This window comes from Stenotrophomonas maltophilia group sp. P373, assembly GCF_053295075.1.
This window is the reverse complement of the sequence record NZ_CM129994.1, coordinates 2,019,598-2,035,163: the sequence shown is the minus strand read 5'-3', so window position 1 is coordinate 2,035,163 and position 15,566 is coordinate 2,019,598. Positions and strand designations below refer to the sequence as shown.

12 protein-coding genes are annotated in these 15,566 nt (G+C 65.3%); 8 read left to right on the top strand and 4 right to left on the bottom strand.

Features of this window, described 5'->3' with window-relative positions; translation table 11 throughout:
- Positions 1–8: 8 nt before the first annotated feature.
- The 5 genes from ACSYHF_RS09410 (at position 9) to ACSYHF_RS09390 (ending at position 5,066) form a co-directional block, all read left to right on the top strand.
- Positions 9–878, top strand: a complete 870-nt coding sequence (locus ACSYHF_RS09410) for a CheR family methyltransferase (protein WP_049416359.1) — start codon at positions 9–11, stop codon at positions 876–878.
- Complete coding sequence (gene cheD, locus ACSYHF_RS09405) at positions 875–1,471, top strand: chemoreceptor glutamine deamidase CheD (protein ID WP_053499420.1); 597 nt, start codon at positions 875–877, stop codon at positions 1,469–1,471. The genes ACSYHF_RS09410 and cheD overlap by 4 nt, the downstream gene beginning before the upstream one ends.
- Positions 1,468–2,541 carry a protein-glutamate methylesterase/protein-glutamine glutaminase gene (locus ACSYHF_RS09400; RefSeq protein WP_447576361.1) on the top strand — a complete coding sequence of 358 codons (1,074 nt, stop codon included), beginning with the start codon at positions 1,468–1,470 and terminating at the stop codon, positions 2,539–2,541. Before cheD ends, ACSYHF_RS09400 begins: the two co-directional genes overlap by 4 nt.
- A gap of 414 nt (positions 2,542–2,955) precedes the next feature.
- Positions 2,956–3,594 carry a hypothetical protein gene (locus ACSYHF_RS09395; RefSeq protein WP_095379478.1) on the top strand — a complete coding sequence of 213 codons (639 nt, stop codon included), beginning with the start codon at positions 2,956–2,958 and terminating at the stop codon, positions 3,592–3,594.
- A complete protein-coding gene (locus ACSYHF_RS09390; RefSeq protein WP_447576359.1) occupies positions 3,591–5,066 on the top strand; it encodes an XVIPCD domain-containing protein in 1,476 nt (491 codons plus the stop codon). The genes ACSYHF_RS09395 and ACSYHF_RS09390 overlap by 4 nt, the downstream gene beginning before the upstream one ends.
- Positions 5,067–5,212: 146 nt before the next feature.
- Here ACSYHF_RS09390 and acnB read toward each other — a convergent pair whose 3' ends face one another.
- The 3 genes from acnB to ACSYHF_RS09375 are packed head-to-tail and all read right to left on the bottom strand — an operon-like array spanning position 5,213 to position 8,478.
- Positions 5,213–7,804, bottom strand: coding sequence for a bifunctional aconitate hydratase 2/2-methylisocitrate dehydratase (acnB, locus tag ACSYHF_RS09385; RefSeq protein ID WP_134955231.1), 2,592 nt, complete (start codon positions 7,802–7,804; stop codon positions 5,213–5,215).
- Between the two features lie 44 nt (positions 7,805–7,848).
- The gene (locus ACSYHF_RS09380; protein WP_005416402.1) at positions 7,849–8,247 is read right to left on the bottom strand and encodes a type II toxin-antitoxin system VapC family toxin; all 399 of its coding nucleotides are present in this window, start codon (positions 8,245–8,247) and stop codon (positions 7,849–7,851) included.
- A gap of 6 nt (positions 8,248–8,253) precedes the next feature.
- Entirely contained in the window at positions 8,254–8,478 is a 225-nt protein-coding gene (locus ACSYHF_RS09375; RefSeq protein ID WP_005409505.1) for an AbrB/MazE/SpoVT family DNA-binding domain-containing protein, read from the bottom strand.
- 302 nt (positions 8,479–8,780) lie between these two features.
- Here ACSYHF_RS09375 and acnA point away from each other — a divergent pair, with 302 nt between their 5' ends.
- On the top strand, positions 8,781–11,534 hold the full coding sequence (acnA, locus tag ACSYHF_RS09370) for an aconitate hydratase AcnA (RefSeq protein WP_095379469.1): 2,754 nt from the start codon (positions 8,781–8,783) through the stop codon (positions 11,532–11,534).
- Between the two features lie 147 nt (positions 11,535–11,681).
- Here the strand turns inward: acnA and ACSYHF_RS09365 are convergent, their stop codons facing one another.
- The gene (locus tag ACSYHF_RS09365; protein ID WP_005416395.1) at positions 11,682–13,232 is read right to left on the bottom strand and encodes a BCCT family transporter; all 1,551 of its coding nucleotides are present in this window, start codon (positions 13,230–13,232) and stop codon (positions 11,682–11,684) included.
- Between the two features lie 170 nt (positions 13,233–13,402).
- On the opposite strand from ACSYHF_RS09365, the gene betI reads away from it, so the two are divergent.
- On the top strand, positions 13,403–13,993 hold the full coding sequence (gene betI / locus ACSYHF_RS09360; protein WP_005416394.1) for a transcriptional regulator BetI: 591 nt from the start codon (positions 13,403–13,405) through the stop codon (positions 13,991–13,993).
- Positions 13,994–14,031: 38 nt separating this feature from the next.
- Positions 14,032–15,504, top strand: coding sequence for a betaine-aldehyde dehydrogenase (gene betB / locus ACSYHF_RS09355; protein ID WP_447576354.1), 1,473 nt, complete (start codon positions 14,032–14,034; stop codon positions 15,502–15,504).
- The last annotated feature ends 62 nt before the right edge of the window (positions 15,505–15,566 follow it).

Genomic DNA, 15,566 nt, shown 5'->3' with positions numbered 1-15,566 from the left:
CCCCGCCGATGGACACGTCCCCCGTGCAAAGTCCTACTCCCATCGTTACCGGCCCACGCGAATTCGAGTTCGCCGACCGTGATTTCCGCCGCGTCTGCGACCTGATCTACCAGCGCGTGGGCATTGCGCTTGCGCCGGCAAAGCGCGACATGGTCTATGGCCGCCTGTCGCGCCGCCTGCGCACGCTGGGCATGCGCAGCTTCCAGCAGTACCTGGACCATCTGGAGCAGGAAGATGGTGACGAGTGGCAGGCGTTTACCAACGCCCTGACCACCAATCTGACCTCGTTCTTCCGCGAACCGCACCACTTCGACAAGCTGCGCGAAGAACTGCAGCAGCGCTCCAGCCGCACGCCGTTGCTGCTGTGGTCGTGCGCGGCGTCCACCGGCGAAGAGCCCTATTCGATGGCGATCACCGCGTGCGAGGCCTTTGGCACCCTGAAGCCGCCGGTACGCATCATCGCCACTGACGTCGACACCCAGGTGCTGGCCACCGCCGGCCGTGGCGTCTACAACATCGATCGCGTCGCCAGCCTCGATCCGGACCTGCGCCGCCGCTACTTCCAGCGTGGCAGCGGCCCCAACGAGGGCCAGTGCCGCGTGCTGCCTGCGCTGCGCGAGCTGATCGAGTTCCGCCCGTTGAACCTGCTCGCCCCGCGCTACGACGTCGGTGGCCCGTTCGACGCACTGTTCTGCCGCAACGTGATGATCTACTTCGACAAGCCGACCCAGCGCGCGATCCTCGGCCGCCTGGTGCAGCACCTGGCCGATGACGGCCTGCTCTACACCGGCCATTCGGAGAACTATCTGCACGCCGCCGACCTGATCCAGCCCTGCGGCCGCACCCTGTACCGCCGTGCGGCGAAGGCCGGCGCATGAATGCTTCGCTGCGTACCGACGATGTGATGCGCTACCAGGATGCGCGTTTCCAGACCATCGCCGCCAAGCTGCTGCCCACCCAGTACCTGGTGGTCGATGACACCACCGCGTTGACCACCACGCTGGGGTCCTGCGTGGCGGCCTGCCTGCGCGACCCGGTGCTGAAGATCGGCGGCATGAACCACTTCCTGCTGCCCGAGGGCAACGCCGGTGACGGCGCGCCCGCGCGCTACGGCAGCTACGCGATGGAACTGCTGATCAACGACATGCTCAAGCGTGGTGCCCACCGCAAGCGCATCGAGGCCAAGGTGTTCGGTGGCGCCAACGTGCTGAAGGGCTTCACCAGCAACCCGGTTGGCACCCGCAACGCCGAGTTTGTCCGCCAGTACCTTCAGGCCGAGCACATTCCGATCATTGCCGAGGACCTGTGCGGCATCCATCCGCGCAAGATCTGGTTCTTCGCCGATACCGGCCGCGTGGTGGTGCAGCGCCTGCCGCATGCGCATGAGGCCGAGGTGGCCGCCGCCGAATCAGCGGTGCGTGCGCGCCTGTCCAAGGCGCCGGTCACCGGTGGCGTGGAGCTGTTCGAATGACCTTCACCGGCAACGCCCCCTGCCGGGTCCTGATCGTCGACGACTCCGCCGTCGTGCGGCAGATGCTCACGGAAATCCTGTCCAGCGACCCGGCCATCGACGTGGTCGGCACCGCGGCTGACCCGCTGTTGGCGCGCGAGAAGATCAAGCGCCTGCTCCCGGACGTGATCACCCTGGACGTGGAAATGCCGCGCATGGACGGGCTGGCGTTCCTGGAAAACCTGATGCGCCTGCATCCGCTGCCGGTGGTGATGATTTCTTCGCTGACCGAGCGAGGCGCCGACACCACCCTGCAGGCACTGGCGCTGGGCGCCGTGGATTTCGTCTCCAAGCCCAAGCTGGACGTGGCCCGCGGCCTGCAGGGCTATGCCGAGGGGATCATCGCCAAGGTCAAGATGGCGGCGCGCTCGCGCGTGCGTCCGCTGGTGCGTGCCAGCGCCCCCAAGCTCACGCTGGACGCAGCGCCGGCGACGCGTGCTGCCTCGCCGCAGTTCCGTACCACCGACCGCCTGATCGCGATCGGCTCGTCAGCCGGTGGCACCGAAGCGCTGCGCGTGGTGCTGGAAGGCATGCCTGCCGATGCACCCGCCGTGGTGATGACCCAGCACCTGCCGGCCAGCTTCAGCAGCGCCTTTGCCGAACGCCTGGACCGACACTCGGCAATGGCCGTGCGCGAGGCCAGCGACGGCGAAGCGGTGCTGCCCGGCCACGCCTACCTCCCGCCCGGCGGCAAGCACCTGCGCATCATCCGCGACGGTGCGCGCTGGCGCTGCCGCGTCGACGACGGCCCGGCAGTGAACCGGCACAAGCCCGCGGTGGACGTGCTGTTCCGCTCGGTCGCGCAGAGCGCCGGTGGCAATGCCATCGGTGCCATCCTCACCGGCATGGGTGACGACGGCGCGCGCGGCCTGCTGGAAATGCGCCAGGCCGGCGCCCCAACGCTGGTGCAGGACGAAGCGACCAGCGTGGTCTGGGGCATGCCCGGTGCCGCGTTCAAGCTAGGCGCTGCCGAGGAACAGGTGTCACTGGAGAGGATCGCCGAGCGGTTGCTCGCCCTCGCCCGCGGCTGACAGGCCCCTGTAGAGCCGAGCCCACGCTCGGCTCCGCTCCCTGCTGGACACCTGCAAGAGACGTCAGGCTCCATTGCCGATCCGCCGCCAGCACTTTCGACCATTGATGTTTCAACGGCGCTGATCGAGGTTTGATCCTGCCGCAAGCCATGCGCGCCAAACGGGAGGCCCGCAGGACACCGACTTGGAGCGCGGCTGGAGCGGGTCGTATAGTCAGGTATCGCACCGCAATGGAACGCCGATGAACGTTACCCCGCAAGGCCGCGCTGCTCGGGTACACAGGGTGGGAAGTCCGGGTAACGGACAATACCCACTGCGCAACCTGTCGCATTTGCCCGGATGTGGCGCCGTCGTTCGTGATGAGACCGCATGTTCCAAGGATCAAGGACAATCCTGCTGCGACATGGACCGCTCATGCTGAAATCCGTCCCCAGCCTTGCTCGTGTTGCGTTGATCGCCTTGATCACACTGGTTGTCGCAGGCTGCAACAAGGAACGGTCGTTCCCGGTCTATCGCGAGAATCCTGCGCCAAGGGATGCGCTGCCGATTGTGATTCGGGTCCACGATGCACCCGTGGATGTTCCCGTTCCTTCGGTCTTCGTCACGTATGAGATAGACCCACTCTGTCTGCCTCCGGTCAACAATTGGGAGGGGGTGCAGTACGAGCCGAACCAGCACAAAGTTGAGGTTCAGGCACAGCGCCTCAGTGCAACTGAATTCAGCAGTGCTGTTTTCAACGACGGCATGGAAGTTGCCGACTATTACGGTCGTGGTCCGTGCACTTGGACACCCGTGCTCGTGGAAGCTTCATTCGCCTTCATCATTGATGGTCGCCCTATCCAAGCAACCGCATGGACTTCATTTACAAAGCTTGAAACCGGGAAACTCTCTACTACCTACGTACATCGCGCCTTACGCCCTATGACTTCAGGGGGATCGCCAGAGTGGACGCCTACCGAGCCTTCGACTTGGTACGAGAAGATGTCTCAGGATAAGCGAAAGGATTACTTCCCAATCGAAATCTCCACACGGACTGAAGGAACAGCCCAATGAATCCTGGAGCAAATGCAGCCCTCTCCGATCATGTCTACAAGGATCCGCTCCCTGAACCCAAGACCATTGTTACCATTGCCGGGACGGAATATCGAGTATTGGCCAGCCTAAACTCCGCCACCGGCTACCAAGGCGTCATTTACCATAATCTCGAATCCAAAGAAGTAATCGTCACCCATCGCGGTACCGAGTTTGATCGCCAGCCTCTGATTGATGGCGGCATCGATGCGGCGATGGTCACCGCCAGAATCAACGCGCAAATTGATGATGCCCTCGCGCTGACCAAGCAGGCAATCGAGCTGGCTTACGCAAATGGATATGGCCAAGTTTCCGTCACCGGCCACTCCCTGGGCGGCGCGCTCGCACAGATCACTGCACACCACTACAACCTCCCCGGCGACGCGTTCAATCCCTACGGTGCCGCCGGGCTGGCATATCGCCTTCCTGAAGGCCAGCCAGCCAGCGCGGCGCCCTTCACCAACCACGTCTTGGCAGGCGACCTGGTCAGTGCCAGCGGTCCCCATTACGGCAAGGTCGAGATGTATGCGCTGCCCAGGGAACTGGAGATCCTGCGCAACGCCGAGCACGGCCAGCGCATCGCCTCGATCGGAACACCCGGGATGAAGAGCGGCCATGTCATGTCCGCCGCGGTGGCGGTCCAGTTGGGCGACTCCCATCGAGTGGTTCATTTCCTTGATCGCATGACCGATAAGGGCCCGGTGCAATCTGTACTGGACAATCCACAGGCGCGCGTTACGGATCCTGAGGACCTGCGCCGGATTGCCGACTACCGCAGGGATGTTCATCAACTACGTGCGGGTGCGACCGTGCTTGTCGGCGGCGGGCCCGGTCTGCTGCGCGACGGTATCAATTTCCTGCGTGGTGTCGAGGAAGCCGGTGCATACGCCCGCCACGAAGCTGAAGCCGAGCAGCGGGCCCGCAATGCGCTCAGGCCTGGCGATAAACTGATCCAGGATGCAACCGACAAGGGCTCGCCCTCTCTCAGCAATCCCGCTTTCTCTCCCAGGACCCCTTTGCAGGAGAGCATTGAATCAACCTTGGACAGGGCAGGCCTGGATCCCAGGAAGGAAGGCCATCCAGACCATGCGCTCTACCGGCAGATTCGCGAGGGTGTATCCGCCGTGGATGCCAGGCACGGGCGCAGCTTCGATGAAACCAGTGAGCGCGTGACGGCCGGCCTGCTTGCGGCGGCCAAGGGCAGCGGCCTGGAACGCGTCGATCACGCTGTACTGGGCAATTCACCCAGCGATGGCCCAGCCTCTCGCATGTTCGTTGTGCAGGGAACGCTCGACAATCCAGTAAACCTGCGGGCGTCGGTTCCAATCAGTGAGGCCGTCAATACGCCCGTAGAACAGTCGCTCGCCAAGGCCGAGCAGATTTCGCAGGCACAACAGGACGCCCAGCAGGACCTCGCCCACGAGCAGGCCCTCACCGCGAGGCGGATGGGCTAGGCCACCTGGCCGGGCACAATGAAAAACCCGGCTTTCACCTGCGGTTCTTCGTTTCGGCGGGATGCCGGCCAGCGGCCGGCACTACCATGCGTCGTCCGCTCACAAAAAAAACCCCCGGCGCGAGCCGGGGGTTTTCCGTTACCGCATCAGGCAGCGACCGTGCTGGCCACGTCCTGGTATTCCTCGATCTGGTCGAAGTTCATGTAGCGGTAGATCTCCGCGCCATTGGCGTTGATCACGCCGATGTCCGCCATGTACTCCTCCTTGGTCGGGATGCGGCCCAGACGCGAGCAGATCGCCGCCAGTTCCGCCGAACCCAGGTACACGTTGGTGTTGCGGCCCAGACGGTTCGGGAAGTTGCGGGTCGAGGTCGACATCGCGGTGGAGCCTTCGCGGATCTGCGCCTGGTTGCCCATGCACAGCGAGCAGCCCGGCATTTCCATACGAGCGCCGGTAGCGCCGAAGGTGCCGTACACGCCTTCCTTGGTCAGCTCGGAGGCATCCATCTTGGTCGGCGGGGCCACCCACAGGCGGGTCGGCAGGTCACGCTTGCCTTCCAGCAGCTTGGCAGCGGCGCGGAAGTGACCGATGTTGGTCATGCACGAACCGATGAACACTTCGTCGATCTTGGCACCGGCCACTTCGGACAGGGTCTTCACGTCGTCCGGGTCGTTCGGGCAGGCCACGATCGGCTCGTGGATGTCGGCAAGGTCGATTTCGATGACGGCGGCGTACTCGGCGTCCGCATCCGGCTCCAGCAGCTGCGGGTTGGCCAGCCACGCTTCCATCTTCTCGATACGGCGCTGCAGCGAGCGCGGATCCTGGTAACCCTCGGCAATCATCCACTTCAGCAGGGTGATGTTGCTGGTCAGGTACTCGATGATCGGCTCCTTGTTCAGGCGCACCGAGCAACCTGCCGCCGAACGCTCGGCCGAGGCGTCGGACAGTTCGAACGCCTGTTCGACCTTCAGCTCCGGCAGGCCTTCGATCTCCAGGATACGGCCGGAGAAGATGTTCTTCTTGCCCGCCTTGGCCACGGTCAGCAGGCCCGACTTGATCGCGTACAACGGGATCGCGTTGACCAGGTCACGCAGGGTCACGCCCGGCTGCATCTTGCCCTTGAAGCGCACCAGCACCGACTCCGGCATGTCCAGCGGCATCACGCCGGTGGCAGCGGCGAAGGCGACCAGGCCCGAGCCGGCCGGGAACGAAATACCCACCGGGAAACGGGTGTGCGAGTCACCGCCGGTGCCGACCGTGTCCGGCAGCAGCATGCGGTTGAGCCAGCTGTGGATCACGCCGTCGCCCGGGCGCAGGGAAACGCCGCCACGGGTGGAGATGAACTCCGGCAGAGTGTGGTGCGTCTTCACGTCCACCGGCTTCGGGTAAGCGGCGGTGTGGCAGAACGACTGCATCACCAGGTCGGCCGAGAAGCCCAGGCAGGCCAGGTCTTTCAGCTCGTCACGGGTCATCGGGCCGGTGGTGTCCTGCGAGCCGACCGAGGTCATCTTCGGTTCGCAGTAGGTGCCCGGGCGCATGCCCTGGCCTTCCGGCAGGCCACAGGCGCGGCCAACCATCTTCTGCGCCAGCGAGAAGCCCTTGCCGGTATCGGCCGGCTGCACCGGCAGGCGGAACAGGTCGGTCGGGGCCAGGCCCAGCGCTTCGCGCGCCTTGCCGGTCAGGCCACGGCCGATGATCAGCGGGATGCGGCCACCGGCACGCACTTCGTCGAACAGCACGTCGGACTTGACCTGGAACTCGGCGATCACTTCGCCGTTCTTCAGCGCCTTGCCTTCGTACGGACGCAGCTCGATGACATCGCCGTGCTCCATCTTCGACACGTCCAGCTCGATCGGCAGCGCACCGGCATCTTCCATGGTGTTGTAGAAGATCGGGGCGATCTTGCCGCCCAGGCACACGCCGCCAGCGCGCTTGTTCGGGATGTACGGAATGTCATCGCCGGTCCACCACAGCACGCTGTTGGTGGCCGACTTGCGCGAGGAGCCGGTGCCGACCACGTCGCCGACGTAGGCGACCAGGTGGCCCTTGTCCTTCAGCGACAGGATCTGCTGGATCGGGCCGCGCTTGCCGTCTTCTTCCGGGGTGAACGGCGCGTCGTCGCGCTTGTTCTTCAGCATCGCCAGCGCGTGCATCGGAATGTCCGGGCGGGTGGTCGCGTCCGGTGCTGGCGACAGGTCATCGGTGTTGGTTTCGCCCGGCACCTTGAACACGGTGACGGTCAGGCTCTGCGGCACTTCCGGGTTGCTGGTGAACCACTCGGCCTCGGCCCAGCTCTGCAGCACGGCCTGGGCGTTGGCGTTGCCGGCCTTGGCCTTCTCCTGCACGTCATGGAACGCATCGAACACCAGCAGGGTCTTCTTCAGGCCGTTGGCGGCGATGGTGCCGACGCTGGCGTCGTCCAGCAGTTGCACCAGCGGTGCAACGTTGTAGCCGCCGAGCATGGTGCCCAGCAGTTCGGTGGCGCGCTCGCGGCTGATCAGCGGGTTCTGCTCGCTGCCCAGCGCGATCGCCGCCAGGTACGAGGCCTTGACCTTGGCCGCGTCATCGACGCCGGCCGGCACGCGGTGGGTCAGCAGGTCGAGCAGGAACTCGGCCTCGCCCTGCGGCGGGTTCTTCAGCAGTTCGATGACATCGGCCGTCTGCTGCGCGCTCAGCGGCAGCGGCGGGATGCCAAGCGCAGCGCGCTCGGCGACGTGGTGGCGGTAGGCTTCCAACATGACAACTCCCGGGTAATGCGTAGGTTGAAAAATCAAAAGTGGGCTCAGGCGTGCGGCACGATCAGCTTCAGGCCCTTGAAGTAGTCGCGGTAAAACGTGTCGTTCCAGGTGATCAGGCCGTCGCACTGCAGCAGTGCGTGGGCGCCGACCATGAATTCGTCCAGGCTGCGACGGCTACCGCCGCGCTGGCGGTGACGGCGGTGCATCTCGCCGGCGCGCAGCGCCGACTTGGCTTCCATCGGGTTGAAGTGCACGCCCATCTCTTCCAGCGCTTCGAGCACCTCAGCACCACCGCGCAGCGATGCGCACACTTCGGCGAGGGTTGCGCCACAGACCACCACGCGGCCACCGACCAGGCTCTGCCGGAGGATGGCTTCCACGGCATCGGCCTGCGGGCCATTGCTGAGCAGCTCGACCAGCACCGGCGAATCGACGGCGATCATCACGGCTTACTCCTCGTCACGCACCGCGCGCACGGCCGCGTCGGATGACTCGAAGCCGTCCAGCGCGAACTTGCCGCGCGCCCGTGAAATGGCATCGTCAACACTCTTGCGCAGGATGATGCGGCTGCCGTCCAGCTCGACCTTCAGCAGCGTGCCCTTGGTCAGGCCGAGGGCATCACGCACCGCCTTGGGCAGGGTGATCTGTCCGCGTTCTGCAACGGTGGCTTCCATCAGTAGGCCCTCCAGAGTATGCACAAATTATACATACTTCCCCGGGCATACTTCCACCCTGAACAGGACCGGCGCACCGCCAGCCCTTGCCTCGCAAAGGATCGGCCACAAACGTGACATACGCCATACACCTTCCCCTGTAGTCTGGAACCGATGCCGCAGGCCGGAACCCGGCCCGGATGAATCCATTCAGTCTGGGGTTCATACTGGGACCACCGGGGCCGCCAGGCCCGCGGCCACCGCAAGCAGGCCTGCCCATGCGCGGGCCACTGCAAGCCATCCGCAAGAAGGAGTTAACCCGCATGAGCGATTCGTTCTCCACCCGCAGCCAGCTGAATGTCGGTGGCAAGACCTACGACTACTTCAGCCTGCCCACGCTGGGCCAGCGCTTCGATATCTCCCACCTGCCCTACTCGATGAAGATCCTGCTGGAGAACCTGCTCCGGCACGAGGACGGCGGCATCACTGTCGGCAAGGACCACATCGAAGCCGTGGCCCGCTGGAACCCGGCGGCCGAGCCGGACACCGAGATCGCCTTCATGCCCGCGCGCGTGGTCCTGCAGGACTTCACTGGCGTGCCTTGCGTGGTCGACCTGGCCGCGATGCGCGACGCCGTCGTCAAGCTCGGCGGCAAGCCGGAGCAGATCAACCCGCAGATTCCCTCCGAACTGGTCATCGACCACTCGGTGCAGGTCGATGTGTTCGGCAAGCCCGACGCGCTGGACCTCAACGGCAAGATCGAGTTCCAGCGCAACCAGGAACGCTATGGCTTCCTGCGCTGGGGCCAGAAGGCCTTCGACAACTTCAAGGTGGTGCCACCCAACACCGGTATTGTCCACCAGGTGAACCTGGAAAACCTTGCCCGCGTGGTGATGACCGCGGACAGGGACGGCAAGGCAGTGGCCTACCCGGATACGGTGTTTGGCACCGACAGCCACACCACCATGATCAATGGCATCGGCGTGCTGGGCTGGGGCGTGGGCGGCATCGAAGCGGAGGCCGCCATGCTCGGCCAGCCGTCGTCGATGCTGATCCCGCAGGTGGTCGGCTTCAAGCTGACCGGCAAGCTGCCCGAGGGCGCCACCGCCACCGACCTGGTGCTGACCGTCACCCAGATGCTGCGCAAGCTGGGCGTGGTGGGCAAGTTCGTCGAGTTCTACGGTGACGGCCTGCAGCACCTGCCGCTGGCCGACCGCGCCACCATCGGCAACATGGCCCCGGAGTACGGCGCCACCTGCGGCATCTTCCCGATCGACGCGGAATCGCTGAACTACCTGCGCCTGTCGGGCCGCAGCGAAGAGCAGATCAACCTGGTCGAGGCCTACGCCAAGGCGCAGGGCCTGTGGCACGAACCCGGCAGCCCGCACGCCCAGTACAGCAGCACGCTGGAACTGGACATGGGCACGGTGAAGCCGTCGCTCGCCGGCCCGAAGCGCCCGCAGGACCGCGTGCTGCTGGAAGACGTGCAGAAGAACTACCGCGAAGCGCTGGTCGGCATGACTGCCAACCGTGACAAGCGCAGCGAGGACGTTGCCACCTTCGTCAACGAAGGCGGCGGCGCCGCGGTCGGCAACGAGCAGCTGGCCAAGGGCTTTGCCGACATCGAGATCGAAGGCCGCAAGGTGCGGCTGAAGGATGGCGCAGTGGTCATCGCCGCCATCACCTCGTGCACCAACACCTCCAACCCGGCGGTGATGATCGGTGCCGGCCTGCTGGCCCGCAACGCGGCCGCCAAGGGCCTGAACCGCCAGCCGTGGGTCAAGACCTCGCTCGGCCCAGGCTCGCGCGTGGTCACCGATTACCTGGAAAAGGCCGGCGTGCTGAAGGAGCTGGAGAAGATCGGCTTCTACGTGGTCGGCTACGGCTGCACCACCTGCATCGGCAACTCCGGCCCGCTGCCGACCGAAGTCAGCGCCGGCATCGCCGCTGGCGATCTGGTGGTGACCTCGGTGCTGTCGGGCAACCGCAACTTCGAGGGCCGCGTGCACCCCGAAGTGAAGATGAACTACCTGGCCAGCCCGCCGCTGGTGGTGGCCTATGCCATCGCCGGCACCACCGACATCGACCTGACCACCCAGCCGCTGGGTACCGGCAGCGATGGCCAGCCGGTGTTCCTGCGCGACATCTGGCCAAGCAACAAGGAAATCGGCGACGTCATCGCCGCCACCATTGGCCCGGAGATGTTCAAGCAGAACTACGCCGATGTGTTCAAGGGCGATACCCGCTGGAACACGATCGCCTCGCCGGACGGCAACCTGTACGAGTGGAGCGACGCCTCCACCTACATCAAGAACCCGCCCTACTTCGATGGCATGACCATGCAGACCGGCAGCATCGACGACGTGCACGGCGCACGCGTGATGGGCCTGTTCGGCGACTCGATCACCACCGACCACATTTCCCCGGCCGGCAACATCAAGAAGGACTCGCCGGCAGGCCGCTTCCTGCAGGAGCGCGGCGTGCAGCCGGCCGACTTCAACAGCTACGGCAGCCGTCGCGGCAACGATGACGTGATGGTCCGCGGCACCTTCGCCAACATCCGCATCAAGAACCTGATGTTCGGTGGCGAGGAAGGCGGCAACACCCTGTACTACCCGGCCGGTGGTGGCCAGCCGGAAAAGCTGGCGATCTACGACGCGGCCATGAAGTACAAGGCCGACAAGGTGCCGCTGGTGGTGCTGGCAGGCAAGGAATACGGCACCGGATCGTCGCGTGACTGGGCGGCCAAGGGCACCCTGCTGCTGGGGGTGAAGGCGGTCATCGCCGAGAGCTTCGAGCGCATCCACCGCTCCAACCTGGTCGGCATGGGCGTGCTGCCGCTGCAGTTCCGCAACGGCGAGAACGCACAGACGCTGGGCCTGGACGGCTCGGAAGTGATCGACATCACCGGCCTGCAGGATGGTGCAAGCAAGCGCGCCACGGTTACCGCCACCAAGGCCGATGGCACGAAGAAGACCTTCGAGGTGTCGGTGATGCTGCTGACCCCGAAGGAAGTCGAGTACTTCCGTCATGGCGGCCTGCTGCAGTACGTGCTTCGCCAGCTGGCAGCCAAGTAACGGCGCGGCTGCGCCCGATTGAGAAAAGGGCCGGATCCTTGCGGATCCGGCCCTTTGCGCTTGCGATGCCCCCCGTAGAGCCGAGCCTGCGCTCGGCTGGTTCTGCGCCAACAGCAGCCGAGCATGGGCTCGGCTCTACAGAAGCGCTCAGCGGCGCGGCGCATCCGGGTCGGTACGCAGGGCCTTCAACAGGCCCCACATGTAGAACGCCAGGGTGAACGAGAACGGCAGGCCGCACAGCACCACCGCCGTCTGCATCGCGCTGAAGTTGCCGGCCAGCAGCAGGCCGACGCTGGCCACGGTGATGCCGGCGGCCCAGAACACGCGCAGCCAGATCGGCGCGTCATGGCCATCTTCCACGCCATCGTCAACGCGACGGGTGCACAGGTTGGCGATCATCAGCGTGCCCGAGTCGACCGGGGTCAGGAACAGCACGAAGCCGATCACCACTGCAGCGCCGGCCACGTACGGCGCCGCAGGCAGGTATTCCAGCAGCTTGAACAAGGTCATCGCTGCATCATGCTGGGCCACGTCACCCAGGATCGCCTGGCCATGGTTGAGCACCAGGTCGATGGCGGTATTGCCGAAGATCGACAGCCAGGCCAGAGTGAAGCCGAGCGGGATCAGCAGCACGCCCATGATCACTTCGCGGATGGTGCGGCCACGCGAGATGCGCGCCACGAAAAGGCCGACGAACGGCGCCCAGGCGATCCACCACGCCCAGTAGAACAGCGTCCACGAACCCATCCACTCACGGCCCTTGGGGTCGTTGAGGTACATGTCGAAGCTCTTGCGCACGAACGCGCCGAGGTAATCGCCGGTGTTCTGGATCAGGCCGTCGAACAGGTGCAGGGTCGGGCCGGTGACCAGCACGAACAGCAACAGGCCGCACAGCAGGCGCACGTTGAGGTTGGACAGCCAGGCGATGCCCTTTTCCACGCCGGCGACCACGCCGATGGTGGCCACGACCATCATCACCAGCACGATCACCACCAGCACCTGCGGCGTATCCGGGATGTGGAACAGGTAGACCAGGCCGGACTGTACCACCAGGGCGCCGATGCCGAGGTTGGTCACCATCGAGATCAGCGTGGCCAGGATGCCGAAGCCATCGACCATGTCGCCGATGCGGCCGTGGATGCGCTCACCGAAGACCGGGTACAACGCAGAGCGCAGCGCCAGCGGCAGGTCCCGGCGATAGGCGAAATAGCCCAGTGCCACGCCGACCAGCGCATACAGCGCCCAGCCATGCAGGCCCCAGTGCAGGAAGGTCAGCACCATCGCTTCACGGCCGGCGGCCACGGTGCCGCCGGGCTGCCCGGGTGGATTGAGGAAATGATCCAGCGGCTCGTAGGCGCCGTAGTACAGCAGCGCGATGCCGATCCCGGCCGAGAACAGCATCGAAACCCAGGCGACATAGCCGAAGGCCGGTGATTCCTCGTTGTGGCCCAGGCGGATGCGGCCGTACGGCGAAAACGCCAGCCACAGCACGAAGCCCAGGCACAGCACGATCAGCAGCATGTACCACCAGCCGAACGCGGCCGACACTTCGGCCTGCGCCCATTGCAGCCAGTGCTCGCTGCCTTCGGGATAGAGAACGGTGAGCAGCCCGAGGATGCCGATCGACACCGAGGAGCTGAGGAAGACAAAACGGTTCAAGCGCAGGGGCGAACGCTTGGGATGAGCCAGGGAAGACATGGGGTCGTCTCATCAAGTCCGAGGGAGCACATGGGCGGGGCCGGACCGGTAAACCGGGCCCATGGCGTGGGGCGCGAGCGCATCCTAGGGTTTATTGATTGAACGTTCAATCAATAAAAAGCATAATGGCGGGCAGCCCGATCCTTCGGGTCGCAAACCGTGGAGAGACAATGCCGAAGAAAGGCGTGGAACCGGTACGGCGCGAACAGCTGATCCGGGCCACTTTCCAGACCATCGACGAGATCGGCATGGCCGATGCCACTGTCGCCACCATCGCGAAGAAGGCGGGCTTGTCCAGCGGCATCGTCGCCCACTACTTCGGCGACAAGGACGGCCTGCTCAATGCTGCAATGCGGCAGATCCTGCGCGAACTGAAGGACGCCGTCGCCCGCTACCGCGCAGACGCCGGCGACGATCCGCGCGAGCAGCTGCGCGCCATCGTCGATGGCAACTTCGACGACAGCCAGATCAACGGCACCGCGATGCGCGTCTGGCTCACCTTCTGGGCCGCCAGCATGCACCAGCCGGAACTGGCCCGGCTGCAGCGCGCCAACGACCAGCGCCTGTTCTCCAACCTGTGCCACCAGTTCAACCGCCTGCTGCCCCACCCGCAGGCCCGCCTGGCTGCCCGCGGCCTGGCCGCGATGATCGATGGCCTGTGGCTGCGCGGCAGCCTGGTCGGCGGCCAGTTCAACGCCGAGAAGTCCCGGCGCATCGCTTACGGCTACATCGACTTCCAGTTGCAGGCTGTCGCGCTATAAGCGCTCCAGCACCCGCCCCCTTCCAAGGAGTACGCCCCATGACCACCCTGCCCGTCCAACAGCTCTACATCCACGGCCAGCGCGTCGATGCCACCAGCGGCAAGACCTTCAAGACCGTCAACCCGGCCACCGGCGAGGTGATCGCCGAGGTGCAGGTCGCCAGCCAGGCCGACGTCGAACGTGCCGTGCAGAGCGCAGCCGAAGGCCAGAAGGTGTGGGCCGCGATGACCGCCATGGAGCGCTCGCGCATCCTGCGCCGCGCCGTCGAGCTCCTGCGCGAGCGCAACGACGAACTGGCCCACCTGGAAACCCTGGACACCGGCAAGGCACTGGCCGAGACCACTACCGTGGACATCGTCACCGGTGCCGACGTGGTCGAGTACTACGCGGGACTGGCCACCGCCATCGAAGGCATCCAGTTGCCGCTGCGCGAATCGAGCTTCTTCTACACCCGTCGCGAGCCGCTGGGCGTGGTCGCCGGCATCGGCGCATGGAACTACCCGATCCAGATCGCCATGTGGAAGTCGGCGCCGGCGCTGGCTGCCGGCAACGCGATGGTGTTCAAGCCGTCGGAAGTGACGCCGCTGACCGCGATCCGGCTGGCCGAAATCTACACCGAAGCCGGCGTGCCGGCCGGCGTGTTCAACGTCGTGCAGGGCCCGGGCCGCGAGATCGGCCAGTGGCTGACCGAGCACCCGGTGATCGAGAAGATCTCCTTCACCGGTGGCGTCGCCACCGGCAAGAAGGTCATGGCCAGCGCGGCGTCCTCGTCGCTGAAGGAAGTGACCATGGAGCTGGGCGGCAAGTCACCGCTGGTGATCTGCGATGACGCCGATCTGGACCGCGCCGCCGACATTGCGGTGATGGCCAACTTCTTCAGCTCCGGCCAGGTCTGCACCAACGGCACCCGCGTGTTCGTGCCGCGCAGCATGCTGGCCGCATTCGAGGTGGCCGTCGTCGAGCGCGTCAAGCGCATCCGCATCGGCGACCCGATGGCCGCCGACACCAACTTCGGCCCGTTGACCAGCTTCCCGCACATGGAAAACGTGCTGCGCTACATCGAGAGCGGCAAGGCCGAAGGTGCCCGCCTGCTGACGGGTGGCGGCCGTGCCACCGAAGGTGCGCTGGCCCAGGGCGCCTACGTGCTGCCGACCGTGTTCTCCGACTGCCGCGATGACATGACCATCGTCAAGGAAGAGATCTTCGGGCCGGTGATGAGCATCCTCGCCTATGACGACGAAGACGAAGTGGCGCGTCGTGCCAACGACACCACCTTCGGCCTCGCTGCCGGCGTGGTCAGCAAGGACATCAGCCGCGCCCACCGCATCATCCATCGCCTGGAAGCCGGCATCTGCTGGATCAACACCTGGGGTGAATCGCCGGCCGAAATGCCGGTCGGTGGCTACAAGGAATCCGGCGTCGGCCGCGAGAACGGTATCTCCACCCTCGGCCACTACACCCGCATCAAGTCGGTGCAGGTCGAGCTAGGCGACTACGCCAGCGTGTTCTGACCGGCGCGCCCCGAGCACGCCCCATCGTCCGGCCACCGCGCCGATCCGACATTCCGCCGGGA

What these genes read in the sequence shown, in the direction of transcription:
- ACSYHF_RS09400 (WP_447576361.1), top strand. Translation starts at nt 1,468, where the DNA reads ATGACCTTCACCGGCAACGCCCCCTGCCGGGTCCTGATCGTCGACGAC.
- ACSYHF_RS09375 (WP_005409505.1), bottom strand. Translation starts at nt 8,478, where the DNA reads ATGGAAGCCACCGTTGCAGAACGCGGACAGATCACCCTGCCCAAGGCG.
- ACSYHF_RS09390 (WP_447576359.1), top strand. Translation starts at nt 3,591, where the DNA reads ATGAATCCTGGAGCAAATGCAGCCCTCTCCGATCATGTCTACAAGGAT.
- betB (WP_447576354.1), top strand. Translation starts at nt 14,032, where the DNA reads ATGACCACCCTGCCCGTCCAACAGCTCTACATCCACGGCCAGCGCGTC.
- cheD (WP_053499420.1), top strand. Translation starts at nt 875, where the DNA reads ATGAATGCTTCGCTGCGTACCGACGATGTGATGCGCTACCAGGATGCG.
- ACSYHF_RS09365 (WP_005416395.1), bottom strand. Translation starts at nt 13,232, where the DNA reads ATGTCTTCCCTGGCTCATCCCAAGCGTTCGCCCCTGCGCTTGAACCGT.
- betI (WP_005416394.1), top strand. Translation starts at nt 13,403, where the DNA reads ATGCCGAAGAAAGGCGTGGAACCGGTACGGCGCGAACAGCTGATCCGG.
- ACSYHF_RS09380 (WP_005416402.1), bottom strand. Translation starts at nt 8,247, where the DNA reads ATGATCGCCGTCGATTCGCCGGTGCTGGTCGAGCTGCTCAGCAATGGC.
- ACSYHF_RS09410 (WP_049416359.1), top strand. Translation starts at nt 9, where the DNA reads ATGGACACGTCCCCCGTGCAAAGTCCTACTCCCATCGTTACCGGCCCA.
- acnA (WP_095379469.1), top strand. Translation starts at nt 8,781, where the DNA reads ATGAGCGATTCGTTCTCCACCCGCAGCCAGCTGAATGTCGGTGGCAAG.
- ACSYHF_RS09395 (WP_095379478.1), top strand. Translation starts at nt 2,956, where the DNA reads ATGCTGAAATCCGTCCCCAGCCTTGCTCGTGTTGCGTTGATCGCCTTG.
- acnB (WP_134955231.1), bottom strand. Translation starts at nt 7,804, where the DNA reads ATGTTGGAAGCCTACCGCCACCACGTCGCCGAGCGCGCTGCGCTTGGC.